The organism is Streptomyces sp. NPDC056452 (genome assembly GCF_042796085.1).
Lineage (GTDB): Bacteria > Actinomycetota > Actinomycetes > Streptomycetales > Streptomycetaceae > Streptomyces.
The window spans coordinates 122,380-143,387 of record NZ_JBHTRI010000018.1; the positions used below are offsets into that span (position 1 = coordinate 122,380).

The window sequence follows — 21,008 nt, forward strand, 5'->3', positions numbered from 1 at the left end:
GGGACAGTCGCATGGCACCCGTCGGAAATTCATAGATCATCGATCAAGCGCCCATGAAAAAGGCCCTGCTCAGCAGGGCCAGGAAATCCTGATCACACGTCTCACCCAAGGACGCGGCACACCTCAGGGCAGCACTACCGCCGACGCCGTCGGCCAGGTCATACGGATCACTCCGCCGTCCGTGCCCGAACGGACTTCCACGTCGTCGACCAACCCGCTGATGACGGCGAGACCCATCTCGTCCTCGACATCGGCATCCGGCTCGTCGAGCCCTCCGGCTCCGCCGCCGTTCGCTCCCGCCAGTGAGGTGTCACTGCCGGGGCCGGGCACTCCGTCGCCAACCTCGATGGAGAACGCCTTCTCCTCCTCGGTCAGCACGACCGTGACCGGAGCGGTGATGTCATGACTGCGGTGCAGCCCGACAGCGCGACTGCACGCCTCGCCGACGGCGAGTCTGACCTCGTCGAGCACCGCCTCGTCGACGCCGGCCCTGCGTGCCACGGCGGCTGCCACGAGGCGAGCCGTCCTGACGTGTTCGGGCTGAGCGCTGAAGCGGAGTTCAACGGTTGGCATGCCATCCCCCTCAAACGTACGGGCGTGCGTCTCAGGGGCCCGGGCGTGGCGCCCGGTACCCCTGCTCTCGATTCTCCACCGGAACCGACGAAGCCGGCAGTCGACCAAAAGGGTCGACCGCCTGCTCCTGGCGGCCTGTCTGCTGCCGCCTGTCGGCCTGTCACAACCTGCCGGCCGGCCGATGAACGGCCGGCCTGCGCCGACGTCAGTCGGTGGCCGCTACAGCCTCGTCGACCGTGGTGTGAATGGGAAACACCTTGGTCAGGCCCGTGATCCGGAAGATCTTGAGAATGCGCTCCTGGTTGCACACCAGTCGCAGCGAGCCCTCATGGGCCCGGACACGCTTCAAGCCGCCAACGAGCACGCCGAGACCGGTGGAGTCGAGGAAATCGACACCTTCCATGTCGACAACCAGGTGGTAGCTGCCGTCATTCACCAACTCGACCAACTGCTCGCGCAGCTTGGGCGCGGTATACACATCAATCTCGCCACCGACCTCGACGACCGTACGGTCGCCACCAGGGCCGGACACATTGCGAGTCGACAGGGACAGGTCCACGGATCCTCCAGCACCTTGCTATCGAGCGGTCGCCCCTCAGTCTCCCCGACGGAGGCCAGGGGACGGATCGCCAGCCGCGATGGCATTCAATCACTTACCAGCAGCCATGCACGACGCCTTGGGACCATTGTCCGTCACGCCAGTGACACACTCGATGCCGATGGCCAAGAATCACCGCCCCAGTCGACCGCCCGAGAGCGGGGGTTCCCGCCCCTCTCCGGACATGGTCCTCGACCGGCTCGCCGCAGGGGCGGGCCGGGCTGCGCGCATCACTCATACGGAGCACTTGCCCCCGCGCACGGGAACCCATGCCATCTGGCCGGATCGCATCCGGCCAGAAGTGATCGCGGCAATTGCCCGGGCCGGAATCGACCATCCGTGGACGCACCAGGCCGCCGCCGCCGAGTACGCCCTCGACGGCGAATCCGTCGTGATCGCCACCGGAACCGCGTCCGGCAAGTCCCTCGCCTACCTCGCCCCCGTCCTGAGCACCCTCCTCGACGGCTCACAGGCCCCGAACGGCCGAGGCACCACCGCCCTGTACCTCGCGCCCACCAAGGCCCTCGCCGCCGACCAGCGGCGCTCGGTGAAGGCGCTCGCAGCACCGCTCGGCACCGCGGTCCGCCCGGCCGTCTACGACGGAGACACGCCGGTCGAAGAACGCGAATGGGTGCGCCAGTACGCCAACTACGTCCTGACGAACCCCGACATGCTGCACCGGGGAATACTGCCCTCCCACCCCCGTTGGGCCTCCTTCCTGCGCGCCCTGCGCTTCGTCGTCATCGACGAATGCCACACCTACCGGGGCGTGTTCGGGTCCCACGTCGCCCAGGTACTACGCCGTCTGCGCCGCCTGTGCGCCCGCTACGGCTCCGATCCGGTCTTCCTCCTCGCCTCCGCCACCGCGGCCCAGCCCTCGGTCGCAGCGGGCCGCCTCACGGGCCTGCCCGTCAAGGAGGTCGCCGACGACGCCTCGCCCCGTGGCGAGACGGTCTTCGCCCTCTGGGAGCCGCCCCTGACGGAGCTGCACGGCGAGAAGGGGGCCCCGGTGCGCCGTACCGCCACGGCCGAGACCGCCGAGATCCTGACCGATCTGACTCTCCAGGGAGTTCGCTCGGTTGCCTTCGTACGGTCCCGGCGCGGCGCCGAGCTCATCTCCGTCATCGCCAAGGAACGCCTGGCCGAGGTGGACCGCTCCCTGCCGAAGCGGATCGCCGCCTACCGCGGCGGCTACCTGCCCGAGGAGCGCCGCGCCCTGGAGCGCGCCCTGCACTCCGGGGAACTGCTCGGACTGGCCGCCACCACGGCCCTGGAGCTCGGCATCGACGTCTCGGGCCTGGATGCCGTCGTCATCGCCGGATACCCGGGCACCAGGGCGTCCCTGTGGCAACAGGCCGGCCGTGCCGGACGCTCCGGCCAGGGCGCTCTGGCCATCCTCGTCGCCCGGGACGACCCGCTGGACACCTTCCTCGTCCATCACCCCGAGGCACTGTTCCAGCAGCCTGTGGAGTCGACGGTCCTCGACCCGGACAACCCGTACGTCCTTGCCCCGCACCTGTGCGCCGCGGCCTCGGAGCTCCCGCTCACCGAAGCCGACATCGCCCTCTTCGGCCCCGCGGTGCCCGAGCTGCTGCCGCAACTGGAGGCGGCGAAGCTGCTGCGCAGACGGGCGGCGGGCTGGCACTGGACCCGCCGCGAACGGGCCGCCGACCTCACGGACATCCGCGGCGGGGGCGGCCGCCCTGTCCAGATCGTCGAGGAAGGAACCGGCCGGCTGCTGGGCACCGTCGACGAATCGGCCGCGCACACTGCCGTGCACGAAGGTGCCGTCCACCTCCACCAGGGCCGCACGTACCTGGTCCGGAAACTGGATCTGGAGGACTCGGTGGCCCTGGTCGAGGAAGCCGTCCCGCCGTACTCGACCACCGCCCGCGACACCACCGCCATCGCCGTGCTGGAGACCGACACCGAGATCCCGTGGGGCGACGGGCGGCTCTGCTTCGGCTCGGTGGAGGTCACCAACCAGGTCGTCTCCTTCCTGCGTCGCCGAGTGATCACAGGGGAGGTTCTCGGCGAGACGAAGCTCGATCTGCCGCCCCGCACCCTGCGCACCCGTGCCGTGTGGTGGACGGTCACCGAGGATCAGCTCGATGCTGCCCGGATCAATCCCGAGATCCTCGGTGGCGCCCTGCACGCCGCCGAACACGCTTCGATCGGGATGCTGCCGCTCTTCGCCACCTGTGACCGCTGGGACATCGGCGGTGTCTCCGTGCCGCTCCACCCGGACACGCTGCTCCCGACCGTCTTCGTGTACGACGGCCACCCGGGCGGCGCCGGATTCGCCGAGCGGGCCTTCCACACCGCCCGCACATGGCTGACGGCGACCCGTCAGGCCATCGCTTCCTGCGAGTGCGAGGCGGGCTGCCCCTCCTGCATCCAGTCCCCCAAGTGCGGCAACGGCAACGAACCGCTGCACAAACGGGGAGCCGTTCGCCTGCTCACCGAACTCCTCAGAACCGCGCCCCCGGACCCTGGAGAGGACCGTCCCGCAACGAAACCGGCAGAAGGCTAGACACCCGTACGGCTGTCCGGGCCGGTGGCGCGGGGCTGAGCCGCTGGCACCCTGCAGAACAGGTCCGCAGGGCTGGGCCGGGGTCAGTGTCCTGGGCCGGTGGCGGTGTCCCGCGGTGCGGCGGGAGCCTGGCCGGTGCGGCGGGAGCCTGGCCGGTGCGGCTGTCCCCGACCGGTGCGGCGGGCCGAGCCGCGCCGCAGAACTCGGCCGGTGACGCAGTCCCAGCCGGTTTCATTACCCCGGCCTCGTCGGCGTGGCGCAGCGGCGGGGCTGAGCGCCTGCCCGGCCGGCCTATGGCGGTGATAGCGATGGCGTGGCGGACTGCGGCGGCGGGCTGGACGGCCCGGTCGCCGGTGGCCCGGCTCGGGACCTGACCTGGGGCGCATAGGGACCGAAGCGCGCGCGGGCCGTCACATCGGCGATCTCGCCCTGGATCGCGCACCGCACCACCTCCGCCCCCTGGGCGCCCGCCACACGCCTCGCCGCCCCGCACGCCTCCGATGCGCCACGCAGCGCGCTGTCCGCCGCAGCGAGGGCTGCCAGGTCCGCCGCACCGGCCGCCTTGTGGCGGGCACCCACGGCCTGCCCCAGGGCAAGCACCACCGCGAACACGGCGCACAGCGTCGCTGTCGTCATGGCCACCCACACCGTCGCCAGCCCCTGGTCCCCCGTCGTGGCCCGCTTCCCCGGCCCGATCACTTCCCGACCCCCCTCACTCCGCCGCCCCTTTCACGACCCGGCCTCATTCACGACTTGGCCCCTTTCACGACTCCGCTCCCACCCGCTCGGCTCCCACCGGCTCGGCTCCCACCGTGTCCTCGGCCGACGCAACCGCCTCTGCGCTCAACGTCAGGGCAAGCGGCCCCGGTCCTGGGGTCGGGGCCTCCACCCGGACCCGCCACAGCTCCCCGGCCCTCCGCACAGCGACGCGTGCCCTGCCCGGCGCCGCCTCCCGCGCCGCGGAGAGCACCTCCGCCTCCGGCTCCGAACGTGCAGCCGCACGCGCCCCGGCCCGTGCGGCGTCCACACAGCGGATCTGGTCCGCCGCCGCAACCAGCGCCCACACCAGGGCCAGGGCGAACGCCACCAGCACGGGGATGGCCATGGCGGCCTCCGCCGTCACCGCGCCCCGATCCCGATTCCGACTCCGGTCCTGGTTCCGGCCCCGGTCCTGGTTCCGGCCCCGGTCCTGGTTCCGGCCCCGGCTTAGATTCCGGCCCCGGCCTTGATTCCGGCCTCGGTCCAGGTCCCGGTCCCTGGGTCGGTCCTGCCGCCCGGACCGGACGAACCTCTCGACCCACACGCGGCGCACCGCGCTCAGTACTCGTCCCATGACCTTCTTGCCCATCTCGACCCCCGTTGATCTTCGAATGTGGTTCGGGGCAGGCGCCCGAAGCGGGCACCTGCAACATCTGTCAGTTGCCGTGCAACAGGCCCGTCGCAAGCCCGATCACCACCGGCGCCACCCCCACCGCCAGAAAGGCGGGCAGGAAGCAGAGCCCGACGGGCGCGGTGATCAGCACGCCCGCACGCTGGGCACGTGCCACGGCGGCACTCGCGCGCTCGGCGCGCATCTCGTCGGCCAGCCGTGAGACCGATTCCGCTGCCGGAGCCCCCGTTGCCCCGGCCCGTTCCAGACAGCGGGCCAGTGCACCGGCGCCCGGTATTTCTCCGAACCGCCCCCACGCATCGGCTGTTTCGCCACCCAGCCGGATCTCAGCCGCCGTACGGGCCAGCCGGTCGCCGACCGGACCGCCCATGGATTGCCCAACAGCCTCGGCCGCCTCCTGAGGCCCGGCACCCGCCGAGATGCAGGCCGCCAACAAATCTGCGGCCAGGGGCAATTGCCGGGTCACCACCGTGGCCTCTGCGGCCTCCCGCGCACCGGCCTCCCGACTCTGCCCGGATCGCTGCCACCGCCACATCCCGTACGCCGCAGCCAGACCAGTCCCCCAGCCGGCCGGCCCACCCACGAGGATCCAGCCGGTCGCCCATACGCCCAGGAGCACCGCCCACCGCTGGGCACGGCCCCTGTCCTTCACCCCCCGGAACCGCCACACCCGCCGCGGACTTCCGGAACGGACGGCCAGCAACAGCGCGCCCCGTCCGCGTATTGCCCGCTCCTGCCGCCGTCCGGCTAGAGCCAGCGCCACGTACACAGCCGCACCCAGAACTGCTCCGGCCACACCGAGCGGTTGCACCTCTTCGGGCAGCCCGTTCACGGGGCCTCCCCGGCCCGGACGATCCGCCCCGCCCAGAACAGCCCCGCCGCTTCCAGCAGGCCGCCCGTCACCAGACAGACCAGGCCCCCAGGGCTGTGCAGCAGCACCCTCAGCGGGTCCGCACCGAGCGCCGCCCCCAGGCCCAGACCCACCACCGGCAGCAAGGCCAGCACCACGACCGTGGACCACGCGCCCGCCAACTGCGCCCGTAACTCCTCCCGTCGACGCCGCTCGGCCCTCAGTGCCCCTTCCAGGCGGTCCAGACCGGAGGCGAGGCCGGCCCCGCCGTCGACCGCCACCTGCCAGCAGGCCGCCACCCCCGCGAGCCCGTCCAGCCCCGGTCCGGCCGACGCCTGCCGCAATGCGCCAGGCACATCGCCGCCGAACCGCGCGGCCGCCAGCACCGCGGCCTCGGCCGTGCCCAGAGCCCCCGCGTTCCGCCCGGCGGCAAGCAACGCCTGCCCTGGCTCGCGCCCTGCCCGCAGCTCACCCACCACAGCCCCGCAGAGCGCCGCCACCGCTTCGGCCGCCCGCTCCCGCTCGCCCCGCAACGCCCGCCGCCGCAGCCATCGCCGCACCAGAGGCACCGCCACGACCCCCGCGAGCAGGGGCAGCACCGACTCGCCAAGCACCGCGAGAAACACCGCGACAGGGGCACACAGCCATTCCCGTCGCGTGTCGAGGTGCGTCCGGACCATGGTCCACACGGCCCCCGGCCCTTGCCGCCGCGCCCCTCCCGCTCCGAAGAACGCCCGCGCCCGCCGCACGCCCGGGTCCCGCAACACCGTCAACCCGCCTGCCAGGCCGGCGCAGACCGCCATCACCAGTGCCAGCACCTGCATCAGGGAACCCGGGCCGGCGACTGTCACGGCGCACCCCCGACCAGCGACCCCAGCTGCTCCCACCCGCGGTCCCGGACGAATCCGTCAGCGCCCCAGCGCAGAGCGGGCACCGTGACCACCAGCCCCGCCGGATCCCGCTCCAACACGTGCACTTCGGCGAGCTTCCGCTGCCCCGCACGGTCCCGGGCAAGATGGAGCACCACGGACAGCGCGGCGGCCAACTGGCTGTGCAGCGCTGCCCGGTCGAGCCCCGCAGCAGTTCCCAGGGCCTCCAATCGGGCCGGAACGTGCTCCGCGGCGTTGGCGTGCACCGTGCCGCATCCGCCTTCGTGTCCGGTGTTCAGCGCGGCCAGCAACTCCGTCACCTCGGCGCCTCGCACCTCTCCCACCACCAGCCGGTCGGGGCGCATGCGCAACGCCTGGCGAACCAGGTCCCGAAGCGTCACCCGCCCCGCCCCTTCCTGATTGGCGGGGCGCGACTCAAGGCGCACCACGTGTGGGTGATCCGGACGCAGTTCCGCCGAGTCCTCGGCGAGCACGATGCGTTCCCGCTCCCCGACCGCGCCCAGCAGGCTCGACAGCAAGGTCGTCTTGCCCGCACCGGTTCCTCCGCTGATCAAGTACGAGACCCTCGCCTCGACCAGCGCTCTCAGGAACCGGTCACCGCCGGGCGGGACCGTGCCGGCCCCGACAAGTTCCGCCAGAGCGAAGGCCCGGGGCCGAACCACCCGCAGTGACAGGCATGTCGAGCCGACGGAAACCGGCGGCAGCACCGCATGCATCCGGGTCCCGTCGGGCAGCCTCGCGTCCACCCACGGCCGGGCGTCATCCAGTCGGCGCCCGGCCACTGCGGCGAGCCTCTGCGCCAGTCTCCGGACGGCTGCCGCATCCGGGAACGTGACTCCGGTCAGCTCGAGTCCGCCTCCCCGATCCACCCACACCCGGTCCGGCGCGGACACCAGTACGTCGGTCACCGCCGGATCTGCCAGCAGCCTTTCCAGCACGCCCGTACCGACCAGCTCGCCACGCAACTCCTCTGCTGCACCCAGCACTTCCGCATCGCCGAGCAGGCGGCCCTGTGCCCTGAGGGCGGCCGCCACCCCTGCCGGGGTCGGCGCCTCGCCGCTGCGGGCGAGGCGTTGGCGAACCGCGTCGAGCAGAGCTTCCGTCATGACACGCCTCCCCCGGAATGCCCTGCGACAAGGCCGCCCCCGCTGCCCGGGGCGTCCGCCAGATCCCAGAACGCCGTACAGAACCGGGCCAGTGGACCGCGGGGATCGGACCCCGGTGGCCTGCCACCGTCCTGGGACGCCGACAGCCCGGTTTCCCGGGGCAGATCTCCGACGAGTGGGAGGCCCAGCGCGTGCGCCACCCACTGCTCGTCGAGCCCTGCCGCATAGGGGCCCCGCGCGACGACCCGCAGATCCTCAAGCACCATTCCGGCCGCAGACGCGACGCGTTTGGCTGCCGCAACCGCCCTGAGCTCTCCAGGCACCACCAGAAGCCCGAGGTCCAACTGCGCAAGCGCCTCGGCGACACTTTCGTCGACTCTGCGCGGCAGGTCCACGACGACCACCCCGCCGAGCCGGCGTGCGGCCGCGAGCACCGCATGCATGGCCTGCGGCGGGATGACCACCTCGTCGTCCCGCCCCCAACTGAGCACGCGCAGGCCGTGCAGCGCGGGCAAGGACTCCTCAAGTGCGCCGCTGCCGAGCCTGCCTTTGGAACGGGCGAAATCCGGCCACCGCATTCCGTCGTTTCCTTCTCCCCCGAGCAGTACGTCGATGCCTCCGCCCATGGGATCCCCGTCGATCAGCATCGTTCGCCTGCCCGACCTGGCTGCGGTCACCGCGAGCGCACAGGCCAGCGTGGATGCGCCGGAGCCTCCCCGTCCCCCCATCACTCCGACAGTGAGCGCGGGACGGCCCACGCCTTCGGCCGCATTGGCGATCTGATCGACGAGCCAGCCCTCGGAATCAGGAAGCCGCAGCACATATTCGGCCCCGATCTCCACCGCCCGGCGCCACACACCCGGGTCGTCCTGGTCCCGCCCGACGAGCATCACCCCTCGCCTGCGGGAGGCCCCGCGACACCGAAGGACCGCGTCATCACCCACCAGAACCATCGGGGCCTGTTCCCAGCCGCCCCTCCGTCCGAGGGGGCCCTGATGAACTTCCGGCACCGCCCCGGCAGCCGCGCACAGTCTCAGCAGATCGTCCAGCAACTCCACGTCCTCAGTCACGATCAACGGTCCGCCCCGCCGCTCTTCGTCGATCGGCAGACCTACTTGTGCGAGGGATCCAGCCACGATCTCCGCCCCCTTCTCACTGCCCCTTCAGTACGGTTCGCGGCGATCTCGGACCGATCCGAGAAGCGCGATTCCGGAACCCACGGACTTCGCGGGTGGAATCAACATGCAGCGCCTCGGAAAAACATGTGGATCTTGCTCGAAAACTGTGGACAACTTCGGCATTGTGAATATCTCGGTAGCTCATACCGGGGACTTTCGGAGCGCAGCCCTTCCGCTACACAGCGTGACGAGGCATGCTCGAGTGAGCCCGCGACAGAGTCCGGGCCACACAGGCACGAAGGGAGGGGAAGGCTCGATTCCGGGCGGTGAAAACGCGTCCGGACATGCGACGACCCCCGCCGGGGGGGAGAGCGGGGGTCGTCCCCACGGCCGACTCGGGGGGGGGAGGAGCCGGACCGGGTTAGCACGGTCGCGAACGATCCGTGACTTCCATGGTGTACCCGAGAGCCTTCTCAGGCAAACCCACCCGCCGGATTTTACGCCGAATGGTGGGCCCCTATGCTCACCTTTGTGGAAAACTGCTTCTCGCCGCGCACAGCAGCCTTCTTTGACCTGGACAAGACGGTCATTGCGAAGTCATCGACGCTGACCTTCAGCAAGTCCTTCTACCAAGGCGGACTGATCAACCGCCGTGCCGTACTGCGCACCGCGTACGCACAGTTCGTGTTCCTCGCCGGGGGCGCCGATCACGACCAGATGGAGCGGATGCGCGAATATCTCTCAGCGCTCTGCAAGGGATGGAACGTCCAGCAGGTCAAGGAGATCGTTGCCGAGACCCTTCACGATCTGATCGACCCGATCATCTACGACGAGGCGGCAACCCTCATCGAGGAACACCACACCGCCGGACGGGACGTGGTCATCGTGTCGACCTCGGGCGCCGAAGTCGTCGAGCCGATCGGCGAGCTGCTCGGCGCCGACCGCGTCGTCGCGACCCGGATGGTCGTCGGCGACGACGGCTGCTTCACCGGCGAGGTCGAGTACTACGCCTATGGACCGACGAAGGCCGAGGCCATCAAGGAACTCGCCGCATCGGAGGGATACGACCTTTCGCGCTGCTACGCCTACAGCGACTCCGCCACCGACGTACCGATGCTGGAGTCCGTCGGCCACCCGCACGCGGTCAACCCAGACCGGGCACTGAGGCGCGAGGCCGCCCTCCGGGAATGGCCGATTCTCGTCTTCGACCGACCGGTCCGCCTCAAGCAACGGCTGCCCGCTTTCTCGATGCCGCCGCGCCCTGCGCTCGTTGCCGCCGCAGCGGTCGGAGCAGCCGCCCTCACAGCGGGACTGGTCTGGTACACCAACCGCCGCCGCGCCGCCTCACTCAGCACCTGACGGCGGCCGCCCCGACCCGGGCCCCTGCCGGGGCCGCACGATGGCTCAGTAGTCACCACCGAACAGTGTCCGACTCACCCTTATTTGAACCTAAAAGTAAAGAAGTGCAGCCAGGGCTTCCGCTACTCCCGGTCCTGGAGTACAAAGGACTCAACGGCCCGCGAGACCAAGGACATCCGAGAGGATGACCTTCGAACGCAGAGTTGGCCCCACGGACCGCGCATGAAAGCCGAGCACCCACGCGACGTCGACCCGTCGATTACGGGCCAGCCGCACCAGGTGACGGGCAAAGTACCCGACCTGATGGGCATACATCGAGGACGCTTGGTAACTGGGCGGACATGCCAGCGGCGGTACCGGAACCGGTACCGCCGCAACCCTTTCCGGTCACCGCACCGAGTGCGTCCGCCGGTCCACCGGCGCCCTACGCGGCACCTCGCTGCAGTGCTTCGCACACCGCCGTCGACTCCCTGGTGCCGAGCTCCACCGAGCGTCCACAGTGCGCGATCCAGGCAGCCATTCCCTCCGGCTTCCCGGAGAGATACCCCTCGAAGCCCGCGACGTACGCCGCTCGCCCCTGCTCCGCATGGCCGACTTCGGCAGGGCAGATCGACTTCGGGTCGAGTCCGCTCCCGATCAGCACGATCCGTTCAGCGGTCCGGGCCACCAAGCCGTTGTGCGAGCCGAAGGGACGCAGCGCCAGCAGTTCACCGTGCACGATCGAGGCCGTCACCAGCGCAGGCGCCTCACTTCCGGCGATGATCAGCTGGGACAGCCCCTCCAGACGCCCGGCGACTTCATCGGCGTCCGGGACAGGCGCCTCGATGAGCGGCTCGTCCACCGGCTCACCCGACAACCGCGGGCGCCCGACAGCGTCGTCAGGAGTTGCCCCGCCGGCCGCCACCAGATGCAGCCGCGCCAGGACCCGCAGGGGTGACTGCCGCCAGATGGAGAGCAACTGCCCCGCTTCTGCGGTCAGCCTCAGAGCCGCCCCGATCGTGCGCGCCTCGTCCTCGCCACTGAAGTCGGTACGCCGGCGCACCTCCTCCAGATTCCAGTCGGCGCCCGAGAGCGCCGCCGAACCACGCGCACCACGCAAGGCCGCCTCGGCGGTGACCTCATTGCTGCGGCGCCGCATGACACGGTGGCCGTACACCCTGTCCACGGCCTTGCGTACGGAGTCCACCGCATCGGCGACGCCCGGCAGGGCGCCCAGGGCAGCGAGCGGGTCTGAGGCAGTCGTACTCATAAGTAGGGAGGCTACGCGCCCCCCCGCACGGATCCCTCCCCGGAGTGGCCTTCTTCACGAACTTTGACAGCAGGGAGCGACAACACCGCTACCCTAGGTGAACATGAAGATCGCTTTCGTGGGGAAGGGCGGCAGCGGAAAGACCACGCTGTCCTCGCTCTTCATCCGCCACCTCGCTGCCAATGAAGCTCACATCGTCGCGGTGGACGCCGACATCAACCAGCATCTCGGGGCCGCTCTCGGCCTGGACGAGGCGGAAGCCGCCGCGCTGCCCGCCATGGGGGCACAGCTGCCCCTCATCAAGGACTACCTGCGCGGCAGCAACCCCCGCATCGCGTCAGCGGAGACGATGATCAAGACGACGCCCCCGGGCGAGGGCTCACGGCTGCTGCGGGTACGCGAGGACAACCCTGTCTACGAAGCCTGCGCACGGACGGTCAGGCTCGACGACGGGGACATCCGGCTGATGGCCACCGGCCCGTTCACCGAGTCCGACCTCGGCGTGGCTTGCTACCACTCCAAGGTCGGAGCGGTCGAGCTGTGCCTCAACCATCTGGTCGACGGTCCGGACGAATACGTAGTGGTCGATATGACGGCGGGATCGGACTCGTTCGCGTCCGGGATGTTCACGCGCTTCGACATGACGTTCCTGGTGGCCGAGCCGACCCGGAAGGGGGTCTCGGTCTACCGCCAGTACAAGGAGTACGCACGGGACTTCGGCGTCGCCCTGAAGGTCGTCGGCAACAAGGTGCAGGGCGAGGACGATCTCGAATTCCTGCGCGCGGAGGTCGGCGACGACCTGTTGGTCGGCATCGGCCAGTCCAACTGGGTGCGGACCATGGAGAAAGGCAGGCCGGCCCCGTTCGATCTGCTGGAGGCCGACAACCGGATGGCTCTGCAGGCGCTGCAGAACGCCGCGGAGGACTCGTACGAACAGCGCGACTGGGAGCGGTACACGCGCCAGATGGTGCACTTCCACCTGAAGAACGCGGAGAGCTGGGGCAACGAGAAGACGGGTGCCGACCTGGCTGCCCAGGTCGACCCCGCCTTTGTACTGAAGGAACGCTTCACGGACGTGGGCGCCGCCCAGCCGGCCTGACCCTCACCCAGCCGGCCTGACCCTCACCCAGCCAGACTGCCCACCGGCGGACCGCTGACCGGCGAACCACTGACCGGCCGACGAACCCCTGACCGTCGGCGGGCCCGAGACCGGTCGGCGGCCAACGGCCCGCCGACGGCTCGGTCGACCGGCCGGGCATGCTCCGGACGAGAGGCCCTACTCCGCGCTCCTGTCGGCGCCCGGGCCTGCCGACCGGCCGTCAGGCCCGGCCGGTACGGGGCTGCCGGCGGGCTTCCTCGGAGCGGTCCCTCCGAGGAAGGACGTCCAGCCCTGCTTGGGCTCCTGACCGACCTGCAACGTTCCGAGCTTGGACAGCGTCGCCGGGTCCTGTGCATCCAGCCAGTCGGCAAGCTGACGGAAGGAGACACACCGCACGTCCTGCTGGGTGCAGACGGTCTTGATCGTCTCCTCGATGGCACGCATGTAGGTGCCGCCGTTCCAGGACTCGAAGTGGTTGCCGATGATCAGTGGTGCCCGGTTGCCGTTGTACGAGCGAGCGAAGGCCTGAAGCAGACCGTCCCGCATCTGGTTGCCCCAGTACGCGTGCTGGTTCGGGTCCCCCTGCGTCGTGCCGGACTGGTTGAACATGAAGTTGTAGTCCATCGAGAGGGTCTCGAAGGCGCGGCCGGGAACCGGGACGAGCTGGAGGGGGAGGTCCCAGACGCCGTCCTTCTTCGCGGGCCAGACCTGGTTGCCGATGCCGCTCGAGTCATAGCGGAATCCCATCGTCCGAGCCGCTGCGACCATGTTCTTCTGCCCTTCGAGGCAGGGCGTGCGCGCGCCGACAAGTTCCTTGTCGTAGTCGAAGGGCAACGGCGCTTCGGTCTTGAGCAGCGGGGCGTTGGTCTTCCAGTTCTTCACGAAGGACTTCGCCTGGCTGATCTCGCTCTTCCACTCCTCGACGGACCAGGTGCCCACACCACCGTCCGGACCGCAGAAGTGTCCGTTGAAGTGGGTGCCGATCTCGTTGCCGTCGAGCCAGGCGGCACGGAGTTCGTCCAGCGTGTCGCGGATGCCCTCCGTGTCGTTGAAGCCGATGTCGGAGCGGCCGGCCGAGTGCTGCGGCGGGTTGTAGAGGGCCTTCTTCTCCTCCGGCAGCAGATACACACCGCTGAGGAAGTACGTCATCGTCGCGTCGTACTTCTTCGCGACACTGCGGAAGTGCGAGAAGAGCTTCTGGCTGTCCTCCCCCGCACCGTCCCAGGAGAACACCACGAACTGCGGTGGCTTCTGGCCTGCCTTCAGGCGCTTCGCCACGGGGAGTTTCGGCTGAGCTCCGGTGTAGGCCGTCGAGCCGTCACCGATGACTTTGACCGCGCCCTTGGGCGCTGCCGCCGGGGAGTGCTCCCCCGCGTCGGCGGCTGACTTCTTCCCGGTGCCGGAACCGGCACCACCTGCTCCCGTACCCGAGCAGCCCGCCAGGCCGGCAATCAGTGCAGTGGTTACGGCGCCCAGGGCGATCCTCTTCGTGGCGGCCATCATTCCGTCCACCCTCTTCCTTGCAGAAGTCGTGCGTTGAAGTGCCACACGGCGCCGTCAACGTCGCACGCAGTTCCGGGTGAATCAGTACGACAAGCCGGATGAAAAGCTGCTTATTCACTTGAATGAGTGACTCAATGGGCTATGTGATCGAAAACGTGGACACAGTTCTTTACTCTCCATTACGATCCGTTTACTGAGAGTTGAGAAATCCCGCCGCTGCACGCCGTGACCCACGGCCGCGTCATCACTTTCCGCGACCGCGCTGCCCCGGAGGAGACGGGAACATGTCTGCCTGCGTCCCTACCCGCAACGACCACACGTCCCGCAGTTCGCGCCCGCCCCGAGCCTCGGGGATCAAGCGACCGCACAGCCCCCCACCGCCCCGAGGCCGTCGTTTCCGCATCTCGGGCGCCAATCTGTCCGCATCGATCACTGTCTTTCTCATCGCCGTCCCCATGTCGCTCGGCCTCGCCGTCGCCATGGATGCCCCGCTCGAGGCCGGACTGGTCTCAGCGGCCATCGGCGGCATCGTCGCCGGACTGCTCGGCGGCGCTCCCCTCCAGGTCAGCGGCCCGTCCGCCGGACTGACCGTGGTCACAGCCGAGCTGATCCAGATCTACGGCTGGCGAACCACCTGCGCGATCACCATCGGCGCGGGGCTCCTGCAGATCCTGCTCGGCTCGTTGAGAGCCGCCCGCAGTGCACTGGCTGTCAGTCCTGCCATCGTCCACGGCACTCTCGCCGGCATCGGCGTGGCCATCGCGCTCGCCCAGCTGCACATCGTGCTCGGCAGCACACCGCAGAGTTCCGTCCTCGACAACGCCCTTTCACTTCCTGCCCAGTTGACACAGCTCAGCCCGGCCGCACCTTTCATCGGCGGACTGACCATCGCCCTGCTCGTCCTGTGGCCACGACTGCCTGGACGCCTCGGGCTCATGGTGGGCAGGATTCCGGCAGCACTCGCCGCCGTGGCGATCGCGACGGCCGTGGCCGCCGTGGCCACACCCGGAATCGCCCGGGTCGATCTGCCGTCCTGGCGCTCGCACGCACTGCCCGAACTGCCGCAAGGGCCTGCTGCCGCCCTGGCCACCGCAGTACTCACGGTCATGCTGGTTGCCAGCCTGGAATCTCTGCTCTCCGCGGTTGCGGTGGACAAACTGGCAGCCGACCGGGCAGCCGCCCCGCCCAAGGACGGCACGACACCGGCCACACCCGTAAAACGCTCCGATCTCGACCGCGAGCTGCGCGCCCAGGGCATCGCCAACGCGCTGGCGGGAATGTTCGGAGGTCTCCCCGTGTCCGGGGGCGCGGTGCGCAGTTCGGCGAATGTACGCGCGGGGGCGACAGGCCGATCCGCCACGGTGCTGCACGGCTTCTGGGTCCTGCTCGCCGCCCTGCTGCTGGTCGCAGCTCTCGAGTGGATCCCGCTGGCTGCGCTCGCCGCCCTGGTGATGGTGGTCGGCATCCAGATGGTCAGCTTCGCTCACATCCGCAACGTCCATAAGCACCGCGAATTCCCGGTGTACGGAGCCACGATCACCGGGGTGATCCTGGCCGGCGTCCTCAAGGGTGTGGCGATCGGAATCGCGGTGGCCGTGGTCATCGCGCTGCACCGGCTGGCCCGCACCAGGATCACGGTGGCGGAGCAGGAGGGCAGATATGTGGTCACCGTCCGGGGGCAGCTGACCTTCCTGGCTGTTCCCAGGCTCAGCCGGACGCTCGGGCGGCTCCCCCAAGGGGCTGACGCGATCGTCGAGTTGGACGGCTTCTTCATAGACCATGCGGCGTACGAGACGATCCAGGAGTGGCGTACCAGCCAGATCGCCCTGGGCGGCCGGATCGTCTTCACAGGGCGTTCCGGGGGCCGGATCGGGGAGCCTGCGTCGGCGGCCCATTCCTGCTGCCGACCATGGACCCCGTGGCGCAACCACCACTGCCACGACCGGTCCGAGCACGCCATCGAGAGCGCGGCCTCCACGGCGTCGGCCTCCCCGACGACGGCCTCCGCGGCGACCCCCGCCTCGACTGCCGCCGCAGGCGACCGGCGCGGTGCGCACTGGCTGCTCAGGGGCCTGAGCTCCTTTCAGCGCACCACGGCCCCGTTGGTTCGCGAAGAGCTGGCCCGGCTGGCCGCCGAGGGCCAGCGGCCCTCCCAGCTGTTCCTCACCTGCGCCGATTCCCGCCTGGTGACAAGCATGATCACCTCAAGCGGCCCGGGGGACCTCTTCACCGTGAGGAACGTCGGCAATCTTGTTCCGCTGCCGGACACCGAGGGCGAGGAGAGCAGCGACGACTCCGTGGCTGCCGCGATCGAGTACGCGGTCGATGTGCTGAAGGTCGAGTCGATCACGATCTGCGGTCACTCCGGATGCGGCGCCATGCAGGCCCTGCTGGGGGGCGCACCGGATGCTCCCAGAACCCCCCTGTGGCGTTGGCTGCGGCACGGTCTGCCGAGCCTGGAGCGCATGAAGTCCCGCCACCACACCTGGGCACGTATCTCCGGCCGGATGCCCACCGATGCGGTGGAGCAGCTCTGTCTGACCAACGTGGTCCAGCAGTTGGATCATCTGCGGGCCCATGAGTCGGTCGCACGGCGGCTCGCCGCGGGCACCTTGCAGCTCCACGGCATGTACTTCCACGTCGGCGAGGCGCAGGCGTACCTGCTGACCGAGGGAGAGAGCTCCGGTACCGGCCCGGACGAGGTCTTCGCCCGGGTCGCACCCGGCCCTGAGCCCGGCACGGAGCCCAGTTGGGACCCCAGCCGGGGCCCCGGCCCCGAGCTCACGGCTGAACTCGCCCCTGAGGCCAGCCCTCAACCCTGCGGTCCCCCTGTTCGAGCTGCCCACGCAGTACCCGGCACAGCGGTCGACGCCTGAACCGCATGTGTCCCAGGTCCGTGAGACCTTGTGGTCCCGCTTCCACAGTGCGCAAAAGCCACTTGTGGAAGCGGGGTGCGTGCCCCCATACACGAGACACAGGTCTAAACCAATTCGCGGCAGACACTTGTCACCTGGCCTGCGGCCTGATGAGCTGTCCTCCGGGACACAACGGACACCCTGGGAATGGGAGATGTCGTGAGCAACGAAAGCCTGGCCAATCTGCTCAAGGAGGAGCGGCGGTTCGAACCGCCTGCCGATCTGGCCGCGAACGCCAACGTGACAGTGGAGGCGTACGAGCAGGCCGATGCGGACCGGCTGGGCTTCTGGGCCGAGCAGGCCCGCCGCCTGACCTGGGCCACTGAGCCGACCGAGACGCTCGACTGGAGCAACCCGCCCTTCGCGAAGTGGTTCGCGGACGGCAAGCTCAACGTCGCGTACAACTGCGTGGACCGCCACGTCGAAGCAGGAAACGGCGACCGGGTCGCCATCCACTTCGAGGGCGAGCCCGGAGACAGCCGTGCGATCACCTACGCGGAACTGAAGGACGAGGTCTCCCGCGCCGCCAACGCGCTCACCGAGCTCGGTGTCGGCAAGGGCGACCGGGTCGCCGTCTATCTGCCGATGATCCCCGAGGCAGCCGTCGCGATGCTGGCCTGCGCCCGCATCGGCGCCGCCCACTCGGTCGTCTTCGGAGGCTTCTCCGCCGACGCCATCGCCGCCCGCATCCAGGACGCGGACGCCAAGGTCGTCATCACCGCCGACGGCGGCTACCGCCGCGGGAAGCCGACCGCGCTCAAGCCCGCCGTGGACGACGCCGTCTCCCGCTTCGACAGCGTCGAGCACGTCCTCGTGGTCCGCCGCACCGGGCAGGACACCGCCTGGACCGAGGGCCGGGACGTCTGGTGGCACGAGATCACCGGCCGGCAGTCCACCGAGCACACCCCCGAGGCCTTCGAGGCGGAGCACCCGCTCTTCATCCTCTACACCTCGGGCACGACCGGTAAGCCCAAGGGCATCCTGCACACCTCGGGCGGATACCTCACGCAGGCCGCGTACACGCACCACGCGGTCTTCGACCTCAAGCCCGAGACGGACGTGTACTGGTGCACCGCCGACATCGGCTGGGTCACCGGACACTCGTACATCGTCTACGGCCCGCTCGCCAACGGCGCGACCCAGGTCATGTACGAGGGCACGCCCGACACCCCCCACCAGGGGCGCTTCTGGGAGATCGTCCAGAAGTACGGCGTCACGATCCTCTACACCGCGCCGACCGCGATCCGTACCTTCATGAAGTGGGGAGACGACATCCCCGCCAAGTTCGACCTGTCGTCGCTGCGTGTCCTGGGTTCGGTCGGTGAGCCGATCAACCCCGAGGCATGGATGTGGTACCGCAAGCACATCGGCGCCGACGCCTGTCCGATCGTGGACACCTGGTGGCAGACGGAGACCGGCGCGATGATGATCTCGCCGCTCCCCGGAGTCACGGCGACCAAGCCCGGCTCCGCCCAGCGCGCGCTGCCCGGCATCTCGGCCACCGTCGTCGACGACGAGGCCCGCGAGGTACCGGACGGCGGGGGCGGCTACCTCGTCCTCACCGAGCCCTGGCCGTCGATGCTCCGCACCATCTGGGGCGACGACCAGCGCTTCATCGACACCTACTGGTCACGCTTCGAGGGCAAGTACTTCGCCGGCGACGGTGCCAAGAAGGACGACGACGGAGACATCTGGCTGCTCGGCCGGGTCGACGACGTGATGCTCGTGTCCGGGCACAACATCTCGACCACCGAGGTCGAGTCGGCTCTCGTGTCGCACCCCTCGGTCGCCGAGGCGGCCGTGGTCGGCGCCAACGACGAGACGACCGGTCAGGCCATCGTCGCGTTCGTCATCCTGCGCGGCACGGCCACCGCTTCCGAAGAACTCGTCGCCGAGCTGCGCAACCACGTCGGCACCACCCTCGGCCCGATCGCCAAGCCCAAGCGGGTCCTGCCGGTCGCCGAACTGCCCAAGACCCGCTCCGGCAAGATCATGCGACGCCTGCTCCGCGACGTCGCCGAGAACCGCGAACTGGGCGACGTCACCACACTCACCGACTCCTCGGTGATGGACCTCATCCAGACGCAGCTGCCGTCGGCGTCCGCGGAGGACTGAGCCGAACCAGTTCCTTCCGTACGGCTCCGAGGGGCATCCGGCAACGCGCCGGGTGCCCCTTCGCGCGTCCGGGGGCGAAGATGAGCTTCGATGGACGTCGATGGGCGACGAGCACTGGATACGTCCATCGGCGCCCCGGGTACAGTGACGACGGCGACCTCTTCGCCAAGGGAACAGGTCGACAACCTCATATCAAATCTTCACAGGGGCGCCGGGAAGTCTGGTCGGCACGTGCATCTGCCATGCCATCGCTGCCGTACCCGACCCGGAGGTCTTCCCTCGTGGCCGCGCCTGTACCCCCGTCCCCCCGCCGTGCGCTGCTCGGCCGCCTCTCCCTGCCCGAGCGGAACTACGTCGCCGAGGCGCTGCGTGCCGAGACGGTCGGCGGCGTCATCCTGCTGGTCGCCGCCGTCACCGCGCTGATCTGGGCGAACACCCTCGGGTCCAGCTACGCAGCCGTCAGCGACTTCCACTTCGGCCCCGAATCGCTGGGGCTCGATCTCTCCGTGTCCCACTGGGCGGCCGACGGACTCCTCGCGATCTTCTTCTTCGTCGCAGGCGTCGAACTCAAGCGCGAACTGGTCGCGGGCGAACTGCGCGACCCCCGGGCCGCGGCCCTGCCCGTGGCCGCCGCGCTGTGCGGCATGGCCGTTCCCGCCGTCATCTACACCCTGGCCGCCGTGTTCGGGAGAGGCTCTACAGCCGGCTGGGCGGTACCCACGGCCACCGACATCGCGTTCGCGCTGGCGGTTCTCGCGGTCATCGGCACCTCACTCCCGGCGGCGCTGCGCGCGTTCCTGCTGACGCTCGCCGTGGTCGACGACCTGTTCGCGATCCTGATCATCGCGATCTTCTTCACCGAGAGCATCAACTTCCTCGCCCTCGCAGGGGCCTTCGCCGGTCTGGCCGTCTTCTACGTCCTCCTGCGCATGGAAGTCCGGGGCTGGTACGTCTACCTGCCGCTCGCCCTGGTGATCTGGGGGCTGATGTACAACAGCGGCGTCCACGCCACGATCGCCGGTGTCGCGATGGGCCTCATGCTCCGTTGCACCAAGCGCGAAGGCGAGTCGCAATCCCCCGGCGAACACATCGAGCACCTGGTGCGCCCCCTTTCCGCCGGGTTCGCGGTGCCGGTGTTCGCACTCTTCTCGGCCGGCGTCATCCTCAAGGGCGATGCCCTCGCAGGCGTTTTCACCCGGCCCGAAACGCTCGGCGTGGTCCTCGGCCTGGTCGTCGGCAAGACGATCGGCATCTTCGGCGGCACCTGGCTCGTCGCCCGCTTCACCAAGGCGGAGCTGAACAAGGACCTGGCCTGGGCGGATGTGCTGGCCCTCGCGGCGCTCGCCGGTATCGGCTTCACCGTTTCGCTGCTCATCGGGGAGCTCGCCTTCGCGGGCGACGAGGACATGATCAACGAGGTCAAGGCCGCGGTCCTGCTCGGTTCCCTCATTGCCGCCGTACTCTCCGGTGTACTGCTGAAAGTCCGGGTACGCAGATACAGGGCCCTGTACGAGGCGGAGGAGCGCGACGAGGACGAATCGGGAGTGCCCGACATCTACGAGCAGGACGATCCGGAGTACCACCTGCGGATGGCCGCGATCCACGAGAGGAAGGCTGCCGAGCACCGCCGCCTTGCCGAACAGGCGGGGGCAGCGAGCAGCAAGCCGGACAGTCCGGCATGATCTGACATCGGATGTACTGAAGAGGAGA

The 21,008-nt window shown here is 69.5% G+C and carries 16 protein-coding genes; 6 read left to right on the forward strand and 10 right to left on the reverse strand.

What is annotated here, in order from left to right; genetic code table 11:
* Window positions 1-123: 123 nt before the first annotated feature.
* Entirely contained in the window at window positions 124-573 is a 450-nt protein-coding gene (locus ACFQ6X_RS19330) for an ATP-binding protein (RefSeq protein WP_383182964.1), read from the reverse strand.
* A 205-nt stretch (window positions 574-778) separates the two neighbouring features.
* A complete protein-coding gene (locus ACFQ6X_RS19335; protein WP_003967428.1) occupies window positions 779-1,132 on the reverse strand; it encodes an STAS domain-containing protein in 354 nt (117 codons plus the stop codon).
* Window positions 1,133-1,211: 79 nt separating this feature from the next.
* Between ACFQ6X_RS19335 and ACFQ6X_RS19340 the strand changes: the two genes are divergently transcribed.
* A complete protein-coding gene (locus ACFQ6X_RS19340; RefSeq protein WP_383182966.1) occupies window positions 1,212-3,704 on the forward strand; it encodes a DEAD/DEAH box helicase in 2,493 nt (830 codons plus the stop codon).
* Between the two features lie 291 nt (window positions 3,705-3,995).
* On the opposite strand, the gene ACFQ6X_RS19345 is transcribed toward ACFQ6X_RS19340, so the two are convergent.
* The 6 genes from ACFQ6X_RS19345 to ssd all read right to left on the reverse strand — a co-directional run bounded on the left by ACFQ6X_RS19345 (window position 3,996) and on the right by ssd (window position 9,076).
* A complete protein-coding gene (locus ACFQ6X_RS19345; RefSeq protein WP_383182968.1) occupies window positions 3,996-4,340 on the reverse strand; it encodes an Rv3654c family TadE-like protein in 345 nt (114 codons plus the stop codon).
* A 127-nt stretch (window positions 4,341-4,467) separates the two neighbouring features.
* The gene (locus ACFQ6X_RS19350; RefSeq protein WP_383182970.1) at window positions 4,468-4,827 is read right to left on the reverse strand and encodes a TadE family type IV pilus minor pilin; all 360 of its coding nucleotides are present in this window, start codon (window positions 4,825-4,827) and stop codon (window positions 4,468-4,470) included.
* A gap of 292 nt (window positions 4,828-5,119) precedes the next feature.
* Entirely contained in the window at window positions 5,120-5,926 is an 807-nt protein-coding gene (locus ACFQ6X_RS19355) for a type II secretion system F family protein (protein WP_383182972.1), read from the reverse strand.
* Entirely contained in the window at window positions 5,923-6,768 is an 846-nt protein-coding gene (locus ACFQ6X_RS19360) for a type II secretion system F family protein (RefSeq protein ID WP_383183020.1), read from the reverse strand. The genes ACFQ6X_RS19355 and ACFQ6X_RS19360 overlap by 4 nt, the downstream gene beginning before the upstream one ends.
* 23 nt (window positions 6,769-6,791) lie before the next feature.
* Complete coding sequence (locus tag ACFQ6X_RS19365) at window positions 6,792-7,940, reverse strand: TadA family conjugal transfer-associated ATPase (RefSeq protein WP_383182974.1); 1,149 nt, start codon at window positions 7,938-7,940, stop codon at window positions 6,792-6,794.
* Window positions 7,937-9,076: a septum site-determining protein Ssd gene (gene ssd, locus ACFQ6X_RS19370; protein WP_383182976.1), complete on the reverse strand. Its 1,140-nt coding sequence runs from the start codon at window positions 9,074-9,076 to the stop codon at window positions 7,937-7,939. Before ssd ends, ACFQ6X_RS19365 begins: the two co-directional genes overlap by 4 nt.
* Before the next feature lie 501 nt (window positions 9,077-9,577).
* Here ssd and ACFQ6X_RS19375 point away from each other — a divergent pair.
* Window positions 9,578-10,417 (forward strand): HAD family hydrolase, encoded by an 840-nt coding sequence (locus ACFQ6X_RS19375; RefSeq protein ID WP_383182978.1) that lies wholly within the window; start codon window positions 9,578-9,580, stop codon window positions 10,415-10,417.
* A gap of 424 nt (window positions 10,418-10,841) precedes the next feature.
* Here the strand turns inward: ACFQ6X_RS19375 and ACFQ6X_RS19380 are convergent, their stop codons facing one another.
* The gene (locus ACFQ6X_RS19380) at window positions 10,842-11,666 is read right to left on the reverse strand and encodes an oxidoreductase (protein WP_329209649.1); all 825 of its coding nucleotides are present in this window, start codon (window positions 11,664-11,666) and stop codon (window positions 10,842-10,844) included.
* 103 nt (window positions 11,667-11,769) lie between these two features.
* Here ACFQ6X_RS19380 and ACFQ6X_RS19385 point away from each other — a divergent pair, with 103 nt between their 5' ends.
* Window positions 11,770-12,765, forward strand: a complete 996-nt coding sequence (locus tag ACFQ6X_RS19385; RefSeq protein ID WP_383182981.1) for an ATP-binding protein — start codon at window positions 11,770-11,772, stop codon at window positions 12,763-12,765.
* A gap of 177 nt (window positions 12,766-12,942) precedes the next feature.
* Here ACFQ6X_RS19385 and ACFQ6X_RS19390 read toward each other — a convergent pair whose 3' ends face one another.
* The gene (locus ACFQ6X_RS19390; RefSeq protein ID WP_383183022.1) at window positions 12,943-14,268 is read right to left on the reverse strand and encodes a hypothetical protein; all 1,326 of its coding nucleotides are present in this window, start codon (window positions 14,266-14,268) and stop codon (window positions 12,943-12,945) included.
* 284 nt (window positions 14,269-14,552) lie between these two features.
* Here ACFQ6X_RS19390 and ACFQ6X_RS19395 point away from each other — a divergent pair, with 284 nt between their 5' ends.
* From ACFQ6X_RS19395 to nhaA, 3 genes are all read left to right on the forward strand, one after another.
* On the forward strand, window positions 14,553-17,144 hold the full coding sequence (locus ACFQ6X_RS19395; RefSeq protein WP_383182983.1) for a SulP family inorganic anion transporter: 2,592 nt from the start codon (window positions 14,553-14,555) through the stop codon (window positions 17,142-17,144).
* A 186-nt stretch (window positions 17,145-17,330) separates the two neighbouring features.
* Window positions 17,331-19,298, forward strand: a complete 1,968-nt coding sequence (gene acs, locus ACFQ6X_RS19400) for an acetate--CoA ligase (protein ID WP_383182985.1) — start codon at window positions 17,331-17,333, stop codon at window positions 19,296-19,298.
* Window positions 19,299-19,540: 242 nt separating this feature from the next.
* Complete coding sequence (gene nhaA / locus ACFQ6X_RS19405; protein WP_383182987.1) at window positions 19,541-20,980, forward strand: Na+/H+ antiporter NhaA; 1,440 nt, start codon at window positions 19,541-19,543, stop codon at window positions 20,978-20,980.
* Window positions 20,981-21,008 lie beyond the last annotated feature (28 nt).

Bases quoted from the DNA above. Each gene is read 5' to 3' on its own strand.
- acs (WP_383182985.1), top strand. From the start codon at position 17,331: ATGGGAGATGTCGTGAGCAACGAAAGCCTGGCCAATCTGCTCAAGGAG.
- ACFQ6X_RS19390 (WP_383183022.1), bottom strand. From the start codon at position 14,268: ATGATGGCCGCCACGAAGAGGATCGCCCTGGGCGCCGTAACCACTGCA.
- ACFQ6X_RS19345 (WP_383182968.1), bottom strand. From the start codon at position 4,340: ATGACGACAGCGACGCTGTGCGCCGTGTTCGCGGTGGTGCTTGCCCTG.
- ACFQ6X_RS19360 (WP_383183020.1), bottom strand. From the start codon at position 6,768: ATGCAGGTGCTGGCACTGGTGATGGCGGTCTGCGCCGGCCTGGCAGGC.
- nhaA (WP_383182987.1), top strand. From the start codon at position 19,541: ATGCCATCGCTGCCGTACCCGACCCGGAGGTCTTCCCTCGTGGCCGCG.
- ACFQ6X_RS19340 (WP_383182966.1), top strand. From the start codon at position 1,212: ATGGCATTCAATCACTTACCAGCAGCCATGCACGACGCCTTGGGACCA.
- ACFQ6X_RS19395 (WP_383182983.1), top strand. From the start codon at position 14,553: ATGTCTGCCTGCGTCCCTACCCGCAACGACCACACGTCCCGCAGTTCG.
- ACFQ6X_RS19385 (WP_383182981.1), top strand. From the start codon at position 11,770: ATGAAGATCGCTTTCGTGGGGAAGGGCGGCAGCGGAAAGACCACGCTG.
- ACFQ6X_RS19375 (WP_383182978.1), top strand. From the start codon at position 9,578: ATGCTCACCTTTGTGGAAAACTGCTTCTCGCCGCGCACAGCAGCCTTC.
- ACFQ6X_RS19380 (WP_329209649.1), bottom strand. From the start codon at position 11,666: ATGAGTACGACTGCCTCAGACCCGCTCGCTGCCCTGGGCGCCCTGCCG.
- ACFQ6X_RS19365 (WP_383182974.1), bottom strand. From the start codon at position 7,940: ATGACGGAAGCTCTGCTCGACGCGGTTCGCCAACGCCTCGCCCGCAGC.
- ACFQ6X_RS19330 (WP_383182964.1), bottom strand. From the start codon at position 573: ATGCCAACCGTTGAACTCCGCTTCAGCGCTCAGCCCGAACACGTCAGG.